The organism is Paraburkholderia guartelaensis (assembly GCF_004353905.1).
Classification (GTDB): Bacteria; Pseudomonadota; Gammaproteobacteria; order Burkholderiales; family Burkholderiaceae; genus Paraburkholderia; species Paraburkholderia guartelaensis.
The window spans coordinates 24,740-39,218 of sequence record NZ_SMOD01000001.1; the positions used below are offsets into that span (position 1 = coordinate 24,740).

The window sequence follows — 14,479 nt, forward strand, 5'->3', positions numbered from 1 at the left end:
TCTTTGCTCACACACTCTGTCTGGAAATAGCCATGTTCGATTGGCAGGATTTACGCTACTTTGACGTGCTCGCGCGCGTGGGGACACTCTCCGGCGCCGCGGGCGCGCTGTCGGTCGAACATGCGACCATCGGGCGGCGCGTCGCCTCGCTGGAGGCGGCGCTCGGGTTGAAACTCGTTTATCGCCTGCCTCGCAGCATTCGCCTGACCGAGGACGGCAAAGCGATCGCTGCACTTGCCGCGCCGATGGTCGAGGGCGCGCAAGCGATCGAGGCCTACGCGTTGCGTGCTTCCTCCTCGTTGTCCGGTACGGTGCGCATCAGCGTGCCGCCGACTCTCGGCAGCCATTGCATCGCGCAGCACATGCGCGCGTTCCGCGAAGCCAACCCGACTGTGAAGATCGTCATGGAAGGGGCCGCCGGCATCGCACCTTTGGATCGCGGCGTCGCCGACGTTGCCATCCGGATGGTCGAGCCGAAAGAGGGCAGTCTGGTCACGCGGCGGATCGGGGCGATCTGCTTCGGCTTGTATGCGAGCCATGACTACGCCACGCGGCCTGCAGGGCAATGGGAGTTCATCGCCAACGACGCGTCACTGGATCATGTGAGTCATCAGCGCTGGCTGCGCGCCTATCTCGACGGGCGGCCCATCGTATTCGAAACAGGCGATGTGATCGGCCAGCAGGCGGCGGCTCGAAACGGTGTAGGCGTCGCGCTCCTGCCGACCCTGATCGGCGACGGCGACACGGCGCTAGTCAGGATCGACCGGGAATCGGCCCCGCCGGAAACGCCGCTTTGGCTCGTGACCTATCCCGATCTGCGTCGCACGCCGGCAGTCAAGGCTGTCATGGCGTTTCTGGTGGAGTGTGTCGGCCGCGACCCGCACTTCTCGATGCCGGTCGATGCAGGCTCGGCTCAAACCGTCGCCACGAGAATCGACTCTCCGCTCGCAGGCCTTAGCCCATCGATACGGTCTGCGAAATAACGTGTGGTGAGATCCGCGGTCGATACATGACGCGCATCGCGCAACCCCGCCTCGCGCGCCAGCGCAAGCATCTCGTCGGGTGCGAAGAAGCTCACGAACGGCGTGCCCGCCGCCTTCGCGCGTTCATACACGGCGGCATGCTGCGAGCGCTCGGGCTCGTCGATGAGTTCGAGCGGCAGGAGGAAGGTCATGACGAGCGTCGAGCCCGGAGCGAGCTGCGCGATCTGCCGCAGCGTCGCGAGGTTCGCTTCGCGCGTGAGATACATGGAGACGCCCGTGGAGGCGATCACCGCCGGACTTGCGGCATCGAACCCAGCCGCGGCGAGCCGTTCCCACCACGCCTCACCGGCTTCGAAATCCACCGGCACGAAGTGTTGCCACGCCTGCTCGCGAAAGCCCAGCTCCATGAGCCGCTGACGCTTCCATGCCTGCGTGCCCGGCTTGTCCACTTCGTACACGTGCAGGCGCGAGGCGATTTCGGGGCGGCGCTGCGCGAACGTGTCGAGTCCCGCGCCGAGAATCACGTACTGCCGCGCAAGCCCTTTTGCGGTCTGTTCGGCCACGAGGTCTTCGACAAAGCGCGCCCGCCCGACGATCGAAGCCCGATAACCGCGCGTGCCTTCCGGGTGCATATCGGGCCGCTCGCGCCAGTTCGATTCCGGCGCGGCGATCTGCATGCCGGTTTCGTCTTCGAGCACGTGGGGCGCGTCGTCGGCCTGGACGTGCAGCGCACGCCACAGCGCGACGCGAATGGCGGTGCTGTCGGGAGCGGCGGGATGGCTGCCGGGCATGGTTCGGTCCTCTCGTGCGGGTTTCGTCGCACGATTATCGCGCGCCTTGCTCGCGGCTGTGCGTGCCGTAAATGTCGGCGCTCACCTGGCGCAACGCCTCGATCATCACGCTCGCCGCGGGCGTAAGGAGGCCATCCGCACGCGTGATGATGCCGAAGTCGTCCATCTGGCAATCCATCGGCACGGGCAGGATCGCGACCATGCCGTGCGCCGCGTAGTAGCGCGCCACGTCCTCGGTGAGCACGGCGATCATGTCGCTTTGCTCCAGCACGCGCGTGATGAAGAGCAGCGCGGGCGTTTCGACGACGTTCGAAGGGGGCGCGAGGCTCGCGCGCTGGAACATCAGCTCGAAGCGGTGGCGCAGCACGCTGCCGACCGGCGGCACGACCCAGGTGGCGCGCTCGATGTCGGCTAGCGCGATCGGTTGCGCTTTGTCCTGCGTCGCCCCGAGCATGGGATGCCCCGGCCGGACCACGGCGCATACGGGCTCGCCCGCGAGCGGTTCGTAACGCAGCTGGAGCTTGTCGTGCTCGGCGGAAAGGCGGCCCAGCACCACGTCGAGCTTGTCTTGCGCCAGGTGTTCGAGCAGCACGTTGCTGGCGTCGATCTCGACCGACACGCGCAGGTTCGCATGCGTGCGCTTGACCGCCGCGACGGCCGCCGGCAGCACGCGCACGCCCGGCGAGGTGATCGCGCCCACCGCCACGTGGCCGAGGCGCCCGGCCTTGAGCGCGCTCAGCTCCTCCTGCGCCTGGTCGAGGCTGCCGAGCACGGCGCGCGCGTGGCGGATCAGCGCGTCGCCATACAGCGTGGGCCGCATGCCGCGCGGCATGCGCTCGAACAACAGCGCGCCGAGCATGTCTTCGAGCTCCCGCAGAAGCTTCGAGGCGGCGGGCTGCGTCATGTTCAGCGCCGCCGCCGCGCGGTGAATGTTACCTTCCTCCGCCAGCGCGACGACGAGGAGCAATTGCCGCGTTTTTAGCCGCGTGCGCACGTACCAGGGGCTTGTATCCAGCATGTCTCCGCCTGATTTCCCAAATAGTTTTAGGTGTTTATACCAATGCCGATTTCGATATCGGAAGCGTCCATTATTTCATTAGAAGGTTATCAGACTTCTCCCTAGACTGTCCCGAATCCATCGCTCTATGCACTCGGCGAACTACTCGCTCTACACAACGAACACGATGTCGGATACCAAACCCAAACTGCGCTCCCAACAGTGGTTCGGCACCACGGACAAGAACGGCTTCATGTACCGAAGCTGGATGAAGAATCAAGGCATTCCCGATCACGAATTCGATGGTCGCCCGATCATCGGCATCTGCAACACCTGGTCGGAACTCACGCCCTGCAATGCGCATTTCCGCAAGCTCGCCGAGCACGTGAAGCGCGGCATTTATGAAGCGGGCGGCTTCCCGGTCGAATTCCCGGTGTTCTCGAACGGCGAATCGAACCTGCGTCCCTCGGCCATGCTCACGCGCAATCTCGCCTCCATGGACGTGGAAGAGGCGATTCGCGGCAACCCCATCGACGCCGTCGTGCTGCTCTGCGGCTGCGACAAGACCACGCCCGCGCTGCTGATGGGCGCGGCGAGCGTGGACGTGCCCGCCATCGTCGTGACCGGCGGCCCGATGCTCAACGGCAAGCACGAAGGCCGTGACATCGGCTCGGGCACGGTGGTCTGGAGACTGCATGAGGAGCTGAAGGCGGGCGAGATCAACCTGCACCAGTTTCTTTCGGCCGAAGCGGGCATGTCGCGCTCGGCGGGCACCTGCAACACCATGGGCACCGCCTCGACGATGGCCTGCATGGCCGAATCGCTCGGCGTTTCGCTGCCGCACAACGCGGCAATTCCCGCCGTCGACGCGCGCCGCTACGTGCTCGCGCACATGTCGGGCATCCGCATCGTGCAGATGGCACTGGAAGACCTGAAGCTCTCGAAGGTCCTCACGCGCGAAGCGTTCGAGAACGCCATCCGCACCAACGCGGCCATCGGCGGCTCGACCAACGCCGTGATTCACCTGAAGGCGATTGCCGGCCGCATCGGCGTGGATCTCGAACTGGAAGACTGGCAGCGCATTGGCCGCAACACGCCGACCATCGTCGATCTGCAGCCGTCGGGCCGCTTCCTGATGGAAGAGTTCTATTACGCGGGCGGTCTGCCGGCGGTGCTGCGCCGGCTCGGCGAAGCGAACCTGCTGCCGCATCCGAATGCGCTCACGGTCAACGGCAAGTCCATCTGGGACAACGTGCGCGAGGCGCCCAACTACAACGACGAAGTGATCCGTCAACTCGACAACCCATTGATCGCAGACGGCGGCATCTGTATCCTGCGCGGCAATCTCGCGCCGCGCGGCGCCGTGCTCAAGCCTTCGGCGGCCACGCCCGAGCTGCTCAAGCATCGTGGCCGCGCCGTGGTGTTCGAAAACTTCGACCATTACAAGGCGACGATCGGCGACGAGTCGCTCGATGTCGACAAGGACTCCATCCTCGTGATGAAGAACTGCGGCCCGCGCGGCTACCCCGGCATGGCCGAGGTCGGCAACATGGGCCTGCCGCCCAAGCTGCTGCGCCAGGGCGTGAAGGACATGGTGCGCATTTCCGATGCGCGCATGAGCGGCACGGCTTACGGCACGGTGGTCCTGCACGTGGCGCCCGAAGCGGCGGCGGGCGGCCCGCTCGCGGCGGTGCGCAACGGCGACTGGATCGAGCTGGATTGCGAATCGGGTCGCCTGCATCTGGACATCAGCGACGAGGAACTCGCGCGCCGTCTGAGCGATGTCGATCCGGCGGCCGCGCCTGGCGTGGCGGAGCAGCTGGGCAAGGGCGGCTATGCGCGCCTTTATGTCGATCACGTGCTGCAGGCCGACGAAGGTTGCGACCTCGACTTCCTCGTGGGCAAGCGTGGGGCGGCGGTGCCGCGGCATTCGCACTGAGCGGTTGATGCGATGAGTCAGGGCGCGCCGGCGCCCTGAGCGCGGCAAATACGAAGGGCGCACCGGTTGAGAGAAAAAACTAGCTTGGAGACACGATGACGAACCCGCAGGTGCTGGAACACGAAAGCCCCGCTGCACTGGTAAGCGCCAGCAGCGAGGAAAAGCACATCGTCGGCCATATCGCGCGCCGGCTTTTGCCTTTTCTCGCGCTGATCTACGTGGTGGCGTACGTCGATCGCACCGTGGTCGGATTCGCAAAGCTGCACATGAACGCGGCCGTGGGCCTGTCCGACGCCGCCTACGGCCTGGGCGCGGGCCTCTTCTTCATCGGCTATTTCCTCTGCGAAGTGCCGAGCAATCTCGCGCTCGCGCGCTTCGGCGCGCGCGTGTGGTTCGCACGCATCCTCTTCACGTGGGGCGTGATCACGATGCTGATGGCGCTCGTGAGCGGCCCGAAGAGCTTCTACGCGTTGCGCTTTCTGCTGGGCGCGGCGGAGGCCGGGCTCTATCCCGGCATTCTGTATTTCCTCACGCAGTGGTTTCCCATGCGCCACCGTGCGCGCGTGATCGGCCTGCTCGTGCTCGCGCAGCCCATCGCCGGCATTGTCACCGGGCCGATTGCGGGCGCGCTGCTCGAAACGCACGGCTTTTTCGGCATGTCGAACTGGCAGACGCTCTTCGTCGTGAGCGGTCTGCCCGCCGTGCTCCTGTGCATTCCCACGCTGCGTCTGTTGCCCGAATCGCCCGCGCACGCGCGCTGGCTCGACGACACCGAGCGCCACTGGATCGCGCGCGAACTCGCCGCCGACCAGCGCGCCTACCAGCTCGACACGCATCGCAACCCGTTCAGCGCGCTCAAGGACCGCCGGGTGCTGCTGCTTGCGCTGCTGTTCCTGCCCTTTCCGCTGTGCATCTATGGTTTGTCGCTCTGGTTGCCTACCATTATCAAGGCGTTCGGCGTGAGCGATTCCACGGCGGGCCTGCTTTCCGCGGTGCCGTATCTGTTCGCGGTAGTGGGCTTGCTGATCGTGCCGCGCCATTCGGACAAGCATCGCGAACGCTACGGCCACATTGTCGTGGTCTCGGGCGTCGCGGCGCTGACGATGGCCGCGAGCGCGTGGTTTCACGCGCCGGCGCTGCAATTGCTGTTCATCTGCCTGACCGCATTTTCGATCTACTCGATTCAGGCCGTGGTCTGGGCGCTGCCCGGCGAGTTCCTCACCGGCGCGAGCGCGGCCGTGGGGATCGCGACGATCAACTCGCTCGCGAATCTCGGCGGCTATCTCGGCCCCTATGGCATCGGGCTCATCAAGGACGCGACGGGCAGCCTGGCGGCCGGGCTTTACTTTCTCGCGGCCACGCTGGTGTTCGCGGTGCTCGTGACGTTCGCCGTGCGCGCGGTGCTGCGCACGCCTGGGCGCGGCACTGGAGAGCTGGCGAGCGAATCGTGAAGGCGCGGCCTGACACACTTTCTCAAGCAGGACTGAAGACATGACTACGAGCCGTACGCCCCGATTCCGGGGCATTTTCCCCGTCGTGCCGACCACGTTCACCGAAACGGGCGAACTGGATCTGGCCAGCCAGAAGCGCGCCGTCGATTTCATGATCGACGCGGGCTCGGACGGCCTGTGCATTCTCGCGAACTTCTCGGAGCAGTTCTCGCTCTCCGACGACGAGCGCGAAGTCATCACGCGCACCGTGCTCGAGCACGTGGCGGGCCGCGTGCCCGTGATCGTGACGACCACGCACTACGGCACGTCGATCGCCGCCGCGCGCAGCAAGCGCGCGCAGGAGCAGGGCGCGGCGATGGTGATGCTCATGCCGCCGTATCACGGCGCGACCTTCCGCGTGCCCGAGCAGCAGATTTACGACTTCTACGCGCGCGTGTCCGACGCGATCGACATTCCGATCATGATCCAGGATGCACCTGCGAGCGGCACGGTGCTCTCCGCCCCGTTCCTCGCACGCATGGCCCGCGAGATCGAGCAGGTCTCGTACTTCAAGATCGAAACGCCGGGCGCGGCAAACAAGCTGCGCGAGCTGATCAAGCTGGCGGGCGAGGCCGTCGAAGGCCCGTGGGACGGCGAAGAAGCCATTACGTTGCTCGCGGACCTGAACGCCGGCGCGACCGGCTCGATGACGGGCGGCGGCTTCCCGGACGGCATTCGTCCGATCATCGTAGCCCACCGCGAAGGCCGCACCGACGACGCATTCGCGCTTTACCAGAAGTGGCTGCCGCTCATCAATCACGAAAACCGCCAGGCGGGCATGCTCGCCTGCAAGTCGCTGATGAAGGAAGGCGGCGTGATCGAGTGCGAACTGCCGCGCCACCCGCTGCCCGCGATGAATCCCGCGACGCGCGCCGAGCTGATCGACATTGCGCGACGCCTCGATCCGCTCGTGCTGCGCTGGGGTAAGTAAATCATTCGTCATGCAGAATAAAAAATCTCCCTGAAAAGAAGGGGCGGAGATACGTCATGAAAGCGTCCTATACGTTGGGTATCGTCGGCGTCGGCAAGATTGCGCGCGACCAGCATCTGCCTGCCATCGCGGGCAATCCGGGCTTTGAACTCGTCGCGAGCGCGAGCCGCAACGCGCAGGTGGAGAACGTGCGCAACTACAAGGACATCGGTGCGCTGCTGGCCGCCGAGTCCGATCTCGACGCCGTGTCGCTGTGCGCGCCGCCGCAGGTGCGCTACGCGCAGGCGCGCGCCGCGCTCGAAGCGGGCAAGCACGTCATGCTCGAAAAGCCGCCTGGCGCGAGCGTGAGCGAAGTCGAGGCGCTGCGTGAACTCGCGCAAAAGCGCGGCCGCACGCTGTTCACCACGTGGCATTCGCGCTGCGCGAGCGCCGTCGAGCCCGCACGCATGTGGCTCGCCGAGCGCACCATTCGCGCCGTGCACGTGCGCTGGAAGGAAGACGTGCGCCGCTGGCATCCGGGCCAGCAGTGGATCTGGGAACCGGGCGGCCTCGGCGTGTTCGATCCGGGCATCAACGCGCTTTCCATCGTCACGCGCATCCTGCCGCGCGAAGTGCTGCTGCAGGGCGCGACGCTGCATGTGCCGAGCGATTGCTCGACGCCGATTGCAGCCGAACTCGATTGCATCGATACCGATGGCGTGCCCGTGCGCGCCGAGTTCGACTGGCGCCATGGTCCGGTCGAGCAATGGGAAATCGATGTGGAGACCACGGACGGCCTGCTCTCGATCGCGGAAGGCGGCAAGCGCCTCGCGATTGCGGGCGAGCCGGTCGCGCTCGAAGCGGAACGGGAATATGCGGCGCTCTATGAGCGTTTTCACTGGTTGATCGCCCACGGCACCGACGACGTGGACGTGCGCCCGCTGCGCCTCGTGGCGGACGCTTTCCTGCTCGGCAGGCACGTCGAAGTCGAGGCCTTCGGCCACTAAAGACGCTTCTTTCAAGCATTACACACGCAGCACACCACACCTGAGGAGACAGGAGCATGACCAGCAAGATCCGCCGTTTGACCCTTCGTGCCGCATTCGCGGCGATGTGCATCGCCCCGCTCGGCATGAACGTGGCGGCGCACGCCGACTCGCCCGTGAAGATCGGCTTCCTCGTGAAGATGCCGGAACAGGCATGGTTCATCAACGAGCAGAAGGCTGCCACGGCGCTCGGCCAGAAGGAGAACTTCTCGGTGGTGAACATCGGCACGCCGGACGGCGAGAAGGTGCTCGCCGCCATCGACAACCTCGGCGCGCAAGGCGCACAAGGCTTCGTGATCTGCGCGCCGGACGTGCGTCTCGGACCGGCCATTCAGGCGCGCGCCAAGCGCTACAACATGAAGTTCGTGACGGTGGACGACCAGCTCGTCGACTCGTCGGGCAAGCCGCTCGCCAGCGTGCCGCACCTCGGCATGTCGGCGCTCAAGATCGGCAATCAGGTCGGCCAGGCGATCACCGACGAAATGAAGCGCCGCGGCTGGAAGCCGGAAGAAGTGGGTGCGCTGCGTATCACCGACTATGAACTGCCCACGGCGAAGCTGCGCACGGACGGCGCGACGCAATCGCTGCTGGCTGGCGGCTTCAAGAAGGAAAACATCTTCGACGCCCCGCAAAAGACCACCGACGACGAAGGCGGCTTCAATGCGGCTTCGCCGGTGCTCGCGCAGCATCCGAACATCAAGAAGTGGGTGGTGTTCGCGCTCAACGAAGAAAGCGTGCTGGGCGCCGTGCGCGCGACCGAACAGCTGCACATCCCTTCGGCTGACGTGATCGGCGTGGGCATCAACGGCGCAGGCGAAGCGTTCGCCGAATTCCAGAAGAAGCAGCCTACGGGCTTCTACGGCACGATCGCTGTCAGCTCGACGAACCACGGCAAGGAAAGCGCCGAGAACCTCGTCGAGTGGATCCGCGACGGCAAGCAGCCGGCCGCCGACACGCAGACCACCGGCAAGCTGATGACGCGCGACAACTGGACGGCCGTGCGCAGCGAGCTGGGTATCTAAGGACTGCGTAGAAGACTGAGGCGAAGCAAAGGGCAGGGATGCAATGACTGAAACGATGACTGACTCGCAAGCGAACGCGAACGCGGTAAAGGGCGCTCAACAGGGGAATCGCGCGTATCTGGAGCTCGACGGCATTACTGTGAGCTTCCCGGGCGTGCGCGCGCTCGACCGCGTGGCGCTGGAAGTGCGTGCCGGCGAAGTGCACGGCTTGATGGGCGAGAACGGCGCGGGGAAATCCACGCTGCTCAAGGTGCTCTCGGGCGTGAACCAGCCGCAGGAGGGCACGCTCAAGCTGAATGGCGTGGAGCACCGCTTCACGACCACGAAGGCGGCGCTCGAAGCGGGTATCGCGATCATCTATCAGGAACTGCATCTCGTGCCCGAGCTGACGGTTGCGGAAAACCTGATGCTCGGGCAGTTGCCCAATCGCCTCGGCGTGCTCGATGAAGGCACGCTCGTCAAGCGCGCGATGGATGAACTCAAGCGGCTTGGCGAGCGCATCGATCCGCGCACGCCGGTGAAGAATCTCTCCATCGGCCAGCGCCAGATGATCGAAATCGGCAAGGCGCTCATGCGCGACGCGCGTGTGATCGCCTTCGACGAACCGACCAGCTCGCTCTCGGCGCGCGAGACGGAGAACCTCTTTCGCATCATCAACGCGCTGCGCGCGGATGGCCGCGCGATCATCTACGTCACGCACCGCATGGACGAAGTCTATGAGCTCTGTGACCGCGTGACGGTGTTCCGTGACGGCAAGCGCATCGAGACGTTCGATTCGGTGGCCGATCTCGACCGCAATCGCCTGATTGCGGCGATGGTGGGCCGCTCGATCGAGGACGTGTACGGCTATCGTCCGCGCCAGGCGGGAGATGTGCTGATCGAAGCGAAGGGCTTGATGGGGCCCGGCCTGGCCGAGCCGGTGTCGTTCACGGCGCGGCGCGGCGAGATCGTCGGCTTCTTCGGGCTCGTGGGCGCGGGGCGCTCGGAACTCATGAAGCTGATTTACGGCGCGACGCGCGCAAGCGCGGGCCACGTCGAACTCGACGGCAAGCGCGTCAATTTCGCAAGCCCGCGCGACGCCGTGCGCGCGGGCCTCGCGCTATGCCCCGAGGACCGCAAGCAGGAAGGCATCGTCGCGATCGCCTCGGTGGCCGACAACCTCAACATCAGCGCGCGCCGCCACTTCAGCCCCGCGCGCTTCCTGCTCGACGCGCGGCGCGAGCGCGATCTCGCGCAGGACTACATCAAGAAACTCGCGATCAAGACGCGCAACGGCGACACGGCCATCGGCACGCTGTCGGGCGGCAACCAGCAAAAGGTGATTCTGTCGCGCTGGCTCGCCGAACGCATCGAAGTGTTCCTGATGGACGAGCCCACGCGCGGCATCGACGTGGGCGCGCGCGCCGAGATCTACAACCTGCTGTACGAGCTCGCCGAAGCGGGCAAGACCGTGATCATGGTGTCGAGCGACCTGGCCGAAGTGATCGGCGTGTCGGACCGCATCATCGTCATGCGCGAAGGCCGGATTGCCGGCAGCCTGCCGAAGGCCGAAGCCTCGCCCGACGAACTGATCAAGATGGCGCTGCCGCGCTGAAATCCTTTTTGTAACGATGAACCAGAAATGAGTGAAGCCATGCAGCCACAGGGCACGCCTACCGTCAACGAAGCCGCCGCGCCGATTACCCCCCAGCGTGCGCGGGCCTGGGACATGATCAACAAATCGGGCATCGCGGTGGTGTTCGTGGTGCTGTTCGCGGTGCTATCCGCCACGGTGCCCGACTTCCTCACGACCCGCAACATTCAGGGCCTGCTGCTCTCCGTCACACTGATCGGCTCGATCGCCGTCACGATGATGTTCGTGCTCGCGCTCGGCGAGGTCGATCTTTCGGTCGCCTCGATCGTGGCGTTCGCGGGCGTGGTGGCCTCCACGGTCATCACGCAGTCGCATAGCGTGATGCTCGGCATTGCGGCGGGCGTGCTCGCGGGCGGGGCGGTCGGGCTCGTGAACGGCGTGCTGATCGCGCGCTTCAAGATCAACTCGCTGATCGCCACGCTCGCGATGATGGAAGCGGTGCGCGGCCTCGCGTTCCTCACCTCGAACGGCGACGCCGTGATGATCTCCGAAGAGCGCTTCTTCGATCTGGGCGGCGGCTCGTTCCTCGGCATCTCGTTCCCGATCTGGAGCAACATCATCGGCTTCGTGGTGTTCGGTTTCCTGCTCAAGAAGACGGTGTTCGGCAAGAACGTGCTCGCAGTGGGCGGCAATAGCGAAGCGGCGCGTCTCGCCGGCCTGCCGGTCACGCGCATCAAGATCACGGTGTTCGTGCTGCAAGGGCTCATTACGGGTTTTGCGGGCGTGATGCTGGCCTCGCGCATGAGCCTCGGCGACCCGAAGACCTCGGTGGGTCTCGAGCTCGGCGTGATCTCGGCTTGCGTGCTGGGCGGCGTGTCGCTCACGGGCGGCGTGGCGACGATCTCGGGCGTGCTGGTGGGCGTGCTCATCATGGGCTCGGTGCAGGACGCCATGAGCCTCATGAACGTGCCGACGTTCTATCAGTACCTGATTCGCGGCGGCATTCTTCTGCTCGCGGTGCTGTTCGACCAGTACCGTCGCAGCAAGCGGGCGGTGTGAGGAATGGGCACGCCGATGCGCCGCAATGCGTCTATAGCGCGGCGGCGTGTCGGTCTGCCCGCCTTAAGTCTCCAGCCCCGCCCCGCCCAGGATCGACTTGGCATCGGCGCGCGCATTGTCGAGCTGCACGACGCTCGCCTGGCGCGCCGCGAGCGCATCGCCGTGCTCGATCGCCGTGAGAATCGCCTTGTGGCGCGGCAACGAAAGTGCGTGGGTGTTGGGATGACGGCTCGTGAGCTTGATCGACTCGGAAAGCGCGAGCGAAAGCATGTTGCCGATGTATGCCAGCATGTTGTTATGCGTGGCCGCCATGATCGCGCGGTGGAATTCCAGATCGGGCTCGAGCAGGTCGGCGGCGGTCTGCGCCTGTTCCATGCGCGCGTAGGCCGCGGTGATGCGGGCGCGATCTTCGTCGTTTGCTGAAATCGCGGCGAGCGCCGCGGCGGCGGGCTCGATGATCTGCCGCACGGTCATGAGCGAGCGGAAGAACTCGCCTTCGGGAATGCTGTTGACGGTCCAGTACAGCACGTCGGGGTCGAGCATGTGCCATTCTTCGCGCGGGCGTACGACACTGCCCACGCGCGGCTTCGAAACCACGAGGCCCTTGGCGACCAGCACGCGGGTGGCCTCGCGCAGCACGGGGCGGCTCACGCCGTAGGTTTCGCACAGCGTGGGTTCGGCGGGCAGGCGTTGCCCGGGGGCGAGCGTGCCGCCCACGATCTGCATGCCGAGCTCCTGCACGATGCGCGCGTGCATGCTCTTGCGTTTCTCTAGATTGCGGTAATCCATGATTGTCCGGCCGGGGGCTACCCGATCGGAGCGTCCCCCCTGTTTGTAGGAACCATTACGCGCTGGTGGCGCGCATGGCCCGATATTCCCGCCGCACGATATCCATGAGTTCAGCCACCGATGTTTTGGCGCTGTGCTGCTCGTACGTCACGCGGCCTCGTTGCATCAACATGATGCGATCCGCAATATCGAGCGTCTGCGCATAGTTGTGCATGATCATGATAATCGATAGGCCGCCTTTTTCCTTCAAACGCATGATGAGATCGATGATGAGACCGGCTTCCCGCGCTCCCATCGCGGCGAGCGGCTCGTCGAGCAAGAGGATTTTTGCGTTCGAATGCACGGCGCGCGCCACCGCGATCGCCTGGCGCTGACCGCCCGAAAGCCGCTCCACAGGCAGGTCCACGGAGGGCACGTGCACGCCGATGTCGTCAAGCAGTTGCGCCGCGCGCTGGCGCATCTGCTTGTGATCGAGCAGTTTGAAAGGGCCGCGCCGCACGATCTCGCGGTTCAGGAACATGTTGTGGTAAATGCTCAGCGAATTGGCGAGCGCGAGGTCCTGATAAACGCATTCGATGCCGAGCGAGCGCGCATGGTCCACCGAGCGCAGCAGCGTTTCGCTGCCGTCGATCTGCAGCGTGCCGCTCGTTTGCTGATGAAAACCCGTGAGGATTTTCACGAGCGTGGACTTGCCCGCGCCGTTGTCGCCCAGGATGCCGAGGATTTCGCCGCGGCCGAGCGTGAGCGAAACGCCGTCGAGCGCCGTGACCGCGCCGAAGCGCTTGACGATGTTGTCGCCGCGCACCGCGAGCGGGGCGTCGGCCGTGGCGGTTGCGCCGCCAGGGGAGGCTTGCGATTCGTCCATCATCGGCTCCCTTTGCGGCGCAGGCGCCCAACGTGGATGTTGAAGACCATGGCGGCGAGAATCGCGGCGCCGAGGATGATATTGAAGGTGAACGCGTTGATGCCGATGAGCGTGAAGCCGTCGTTGAGAATGCCGAGCACCGCTGCGCCGATCAGGCCGCCCACGATCGTGCCCGAACCGCCCGTGAGCGGCGTGCCGCCGATCACGGCCGAAGCCACGGCGAGGAACATGATCTGGTTGCCGCCCGCCTGCGGGTCGATCGAGGTGATGCGAAAGCCTTCCAGAATGCCGGTGAAGCCCGCGAGCACGGCGGCAATGATGAAGTTGCCGAGGCGCAGCCGGTTCACGTGAATACCGGCCTCGCTCGCGCCTAGCGGATTCGCACCGGCCGCCTGCGTATGCAGGCCCCAGCGCGTGTGGCGCAGCAGCACGTGCATGGCAAACGCGATCACGATAGTCCAGAGGATCTCGCTATAGCCCCACGCGCCCATGAAGGCCGCGAATTCGGGCGAACCCGGCGTCTGCACCGGCGTGCCGCGCGAAATGGTGAGCGTGATGCCGTTGATGAGGAAGAGCGTGCCGAGCGTCGTGACGAACGAGGGCAGGCGCAGCCACACGGTCACGGCCCCGTTCACGAAGCCGACGATCGCCGCCGCCACGAGCCCCGCAATCACGGCGAGCCACATGGGCGCGCCCGCGTCGTTGGCGAACACCATCATGAACGGCGCGAAGGCGAACACCATGCCTGCCGACAGATCGATGTCGCCACCGATCATCAGCATGATTTCGCCGAACGCGATGATCGCCACCGGCGCGATGAACTGCGAGAGGTTGACGAGACTCGCGTTGGTGAGCAGGAAATCCCGGTTGGAAAATTCGAAGTACGCCGCGAGAATCACCGCCACGAGCAGGATGCGTAGCTCGGGCGCCCACGCGGAGAGCCATTGCCCGCGCGGGCGGGCAACAGCCCGCGCGGAGACTTCAGCCTTGCCAGTTTCGTTCACAGAGTTCATCA

13 protein-coding genes are annotated in these 14,479 nt (G+C 65.4%); 8 read left to right on the forward strand and 5 right to left on the reverse strand.

The genetic code is table 11. The annotated features are described in order from the left end of the window. The first annotated feature begins 32 nt into the window (after positions 1 to 32). Positions 33 to 983, forward strand: coding sequence for a LysR family transcriptional regulator (locus E1N52_RS00125; protein ID WP_133179061.1), 951 nt, complete (start codon positions 33 to 35; stop codon positions 981 to 983). Here the strand turns inward: E1N52_RS00125 and E1N52_RS00130 are convergent. Then, positions 914 to 1,774: a class I SAM-dependent methyltransferase gene (locus E1N52_RS00130; protein ID WP_133179063.1), complete on the reverse strand. Its 861-nt coding sequence runs from the start codon at positions 1,772 to 1,774 to the stop codon at positions 914 to 916. The genes E1N52_RS00125 and E1N52_RS00130 overlap by 70 nt on opposite strands. A gap of 34 nt (positions 1,775 to 1,808) precedes the next feature. After that, positions 1,809 to 2,792, reverse strand: a complete 984-nt coding sequence (locus tag E1N52_RS00135; RefSeq protein ID WP_133179065.1) for a LysR substrate-binding domain-containing protein — start codon at positions 2,790 to 2,792, stop codon at positions 1,809 to 1,811. Between the two features lie 166 nt (positions 2,793 to 2,958). Between E1N52_RS00135 and E1N52_RS00140 the strand changes: the two genes are divergently transcribed. From E1N52_RS00140 to araH, 7 genes are all read left to right on the forward strand, one after another. Next, on the forward strand, positions 2,959 to 4,710 hold the full coding sequence (locus tag E1N52_RS00140; protein ID WP_133179067.1) for an IlvD/Edd family dehydratase: 1,752 nt from the start codon (positions 2,959 to 2,961) through the stop codon (positions 4,708 to 4,710). Positions 4,711 to 4,805: 95 nt separating this feature from the next. Then, complete coding sequence (locus E1N52_RS00145; protein ID WP_133179069.1) at positions 4,806 to 6,161, forward strand: MFS transporter; 1,356 nt, start codon at positions 4,806 to 4,808, stop codon at positions 6,159 to 6,161. A gap of 40 nt (positions 6,162 to 6,201) precedes the next feature. After that, entirely contained in the window at positions 6,202 to 7,131 is a 930-nt protein-coding gene (locus E1N52_RS00150) for a dihydrodipicolinate synthase family protein (protein WP_133179071.1), read from the forward strand. Positions 7,132 to 7,187: 56 nt separating this feature from the next. Continuing rightward, positions 7,188 to 8,117, forward strand: a complete 930-nt coding sequence (locus E1N52_RS00155) for a Gfo/Idh/MocA family protein (RefSeq protein WP_133179073.1) — start codon at positions 7,188 to 7,190, stop codon at positions 8,115 to 8,117. A 56-nt stretch (positions 8,118 to 8,173) separates the two neighbouring features. Then, positions 8,174 to 9,178, forward strand: coding sequence for an arabinose ABC transporter substrate-binding protein (locus E1N52_RS00160; RefSeq protein WP_133179075.1), 1,005 nt, complete (start codon positions 8,174 to 8,176; stop codon positions 9,176 to 9,178). A 55-nt stretch (positions 9,179 to 9,233) separates the two neighbouring features. After that, the gene (gene araG / locus E1N52_RS00165; protein WP_133179077.1) at positions 9,234 to 10,772 is read left to right on the forward strand and encodes an L-arabinose ABC transporter ATP-binding protein AraG; all 1,539 of its coding nucleotides are present in this window, start codon (positions 9,234 to 9,236) and stop codon (positions 10,770 to 10,772) included. Positions 10,773 to 10,799: 27 nt separating this feature from the next. Next, a complete protein-coding gene (araH, locus tag E1N52_RS00170) occupies positions 10,800 to 11,810 on the forward strand; it encodes an L-arabinose ABC transporter permease AraH (RefSeq protein WP_133179079.1) in 1,011 nt (336 codons plus the stop codon). A 63-nt stretch (positions 11,811 to 11,873) separates the two neighbouring features. Here the strand turns inward: araH and E1N52_RS00175 are convergent, their stop codons facing one another. From E1N52_RS00175 to E1N52_RS00185, 3 genes are read right to left on the reverse strand one after another with little or no spacing between them, the layout of a single operon-like run. Further along, positions 11,874 to 12,599 carry a FadR/GntR family transcriptional regulator gene (locus tag E1N52_RS00175; RefSeq protein WP_133179081.1) on the reverse strand — a complete coding sequence of 242 codons (726 nt, stop codon included), beginning with the start codon at positions 12,597 to 12,599 and terminating at the stop codon, positions 11,874 to 11,876. Positions 12,600 to 12,654: 55 nt separating this feature from the next. After that, positions 12,655 to 13,464 (reverse strand): ATP-binding cassette domain-containing protein, encoded by an 810-nt coding sequence (locus E1N52_RS00180; RefSeq protein ID WP_133179083.1) that lies wholly within the window; start codon positions 13,462 to 13,464, stop codon positions 12,655 to 12,657. Further along, positions 13,464 to 14,477, reverse strand: coding sequence for an ABC transporter permease (locus E1N52_RS00185; protein ID WP_133179085.1), 1,014 nt, complete (start codon positions 14,475 to 14,477; stop codon positions 13,464 to 13,466). The genes E1N52_RS00180 and E1N52_RS00185 overlap by 1 nt, the downstream gene beginning before the upstream one ends. Positions 14,478 to 14,479: the final 2 nt, after the last annotated feature.

Bases quoted from the DNA above. Each gene is read 5' to 3' on its own strand.
- E1N52_RS00125 (WP_133179061.1), top strand. From the start codon at position 33: ATGTTCGATTGGCAGGATTTACGCTACTTTGACGTGCTCGCGCGCGTG.
- E1N52_RS00130 (WP_133179063.1), bottom strand. From the start codon at position 1,774: ATGCCCGGCAGCCATCCCGCCGCTCCCGACAGCACCGCCATTCGCGTC.
- E1N52_RS00135 (WP_133179065.1), bottom strand. From the start codon at position 2,792: ATGCTGGATACAAGCCCCTGGTACGTGCGCACGCGGCTAAAAACGCGG.
- E1N52_RS00140 (WP_133179067.1), top strand. From the start codon at position 2,959: ATGTCGGATACCAAACCCAAACTGCGCTCCCAACAGTGGTTCGGCACC.
- E1N52_RS00145 (WP_133179069.1), top strand. From the start codon at position 4,806: ATGACGAACCCGCAGGTGCTGGAACACGAAAGCCCCGCTGCACTGGTA.
- E1N52_RS00150 (WP_133179071.1), top strand. From the start codon at position 6,202: ATGACTACGAGCCGTACGCCCCGATTCCGGGGCATTTTCCCCGTCGTG.
- E1N52_RS00155 (WP_133179073.1), top strand. From the start codon at position 7,188: ATGAAAGCGTCCTATACGTTGGGTATCGTCGGCGTCGGCAAGATTGCG.
- E1N52_RS00160 (WP_133179075.1), top strand. From the start codon at position 8,174: ATGACCAGCAAGATCCGCCGTTTGACCCTTCGTGCCGCATTCGCGGCG.
- araG (WP_133179077.1), top strand. From the start codon at position 9,234: ATGACTGACTCGCAAGCGAACGCGAACGCGGTAAAGGGCGCTCAACAG.
- araH (WP_133179079.1), top strand. From the start codon at position 10,800: ATGAGTGAAGCCATGCAGCCACAGGGCACGCCTACCGTCAACGAAGCC.
- E1N52_RS00175 (WP_133179081.1), bottom strand. From the start codon at position 12,599: ATGGATTACCGCAATCTAGAGAAACGCAAGAGCATGCACGCGCGCATC.
- E1N52_RS00180 (WP_133179083.1), bottom strand. From the start codon at position 13,464: ATGGACGAATCGCAAGCCTCCCCTGGCGGCGCAACCGCCACGGCCGAC.
- E1N52_RS00185 (WP_133179085.1), bottom strand. From the start codon at position 14,477: ATGAACTCTGTGAACGAAACTGGCAAGGCTGAAGTCTCCGCGCGGGCT.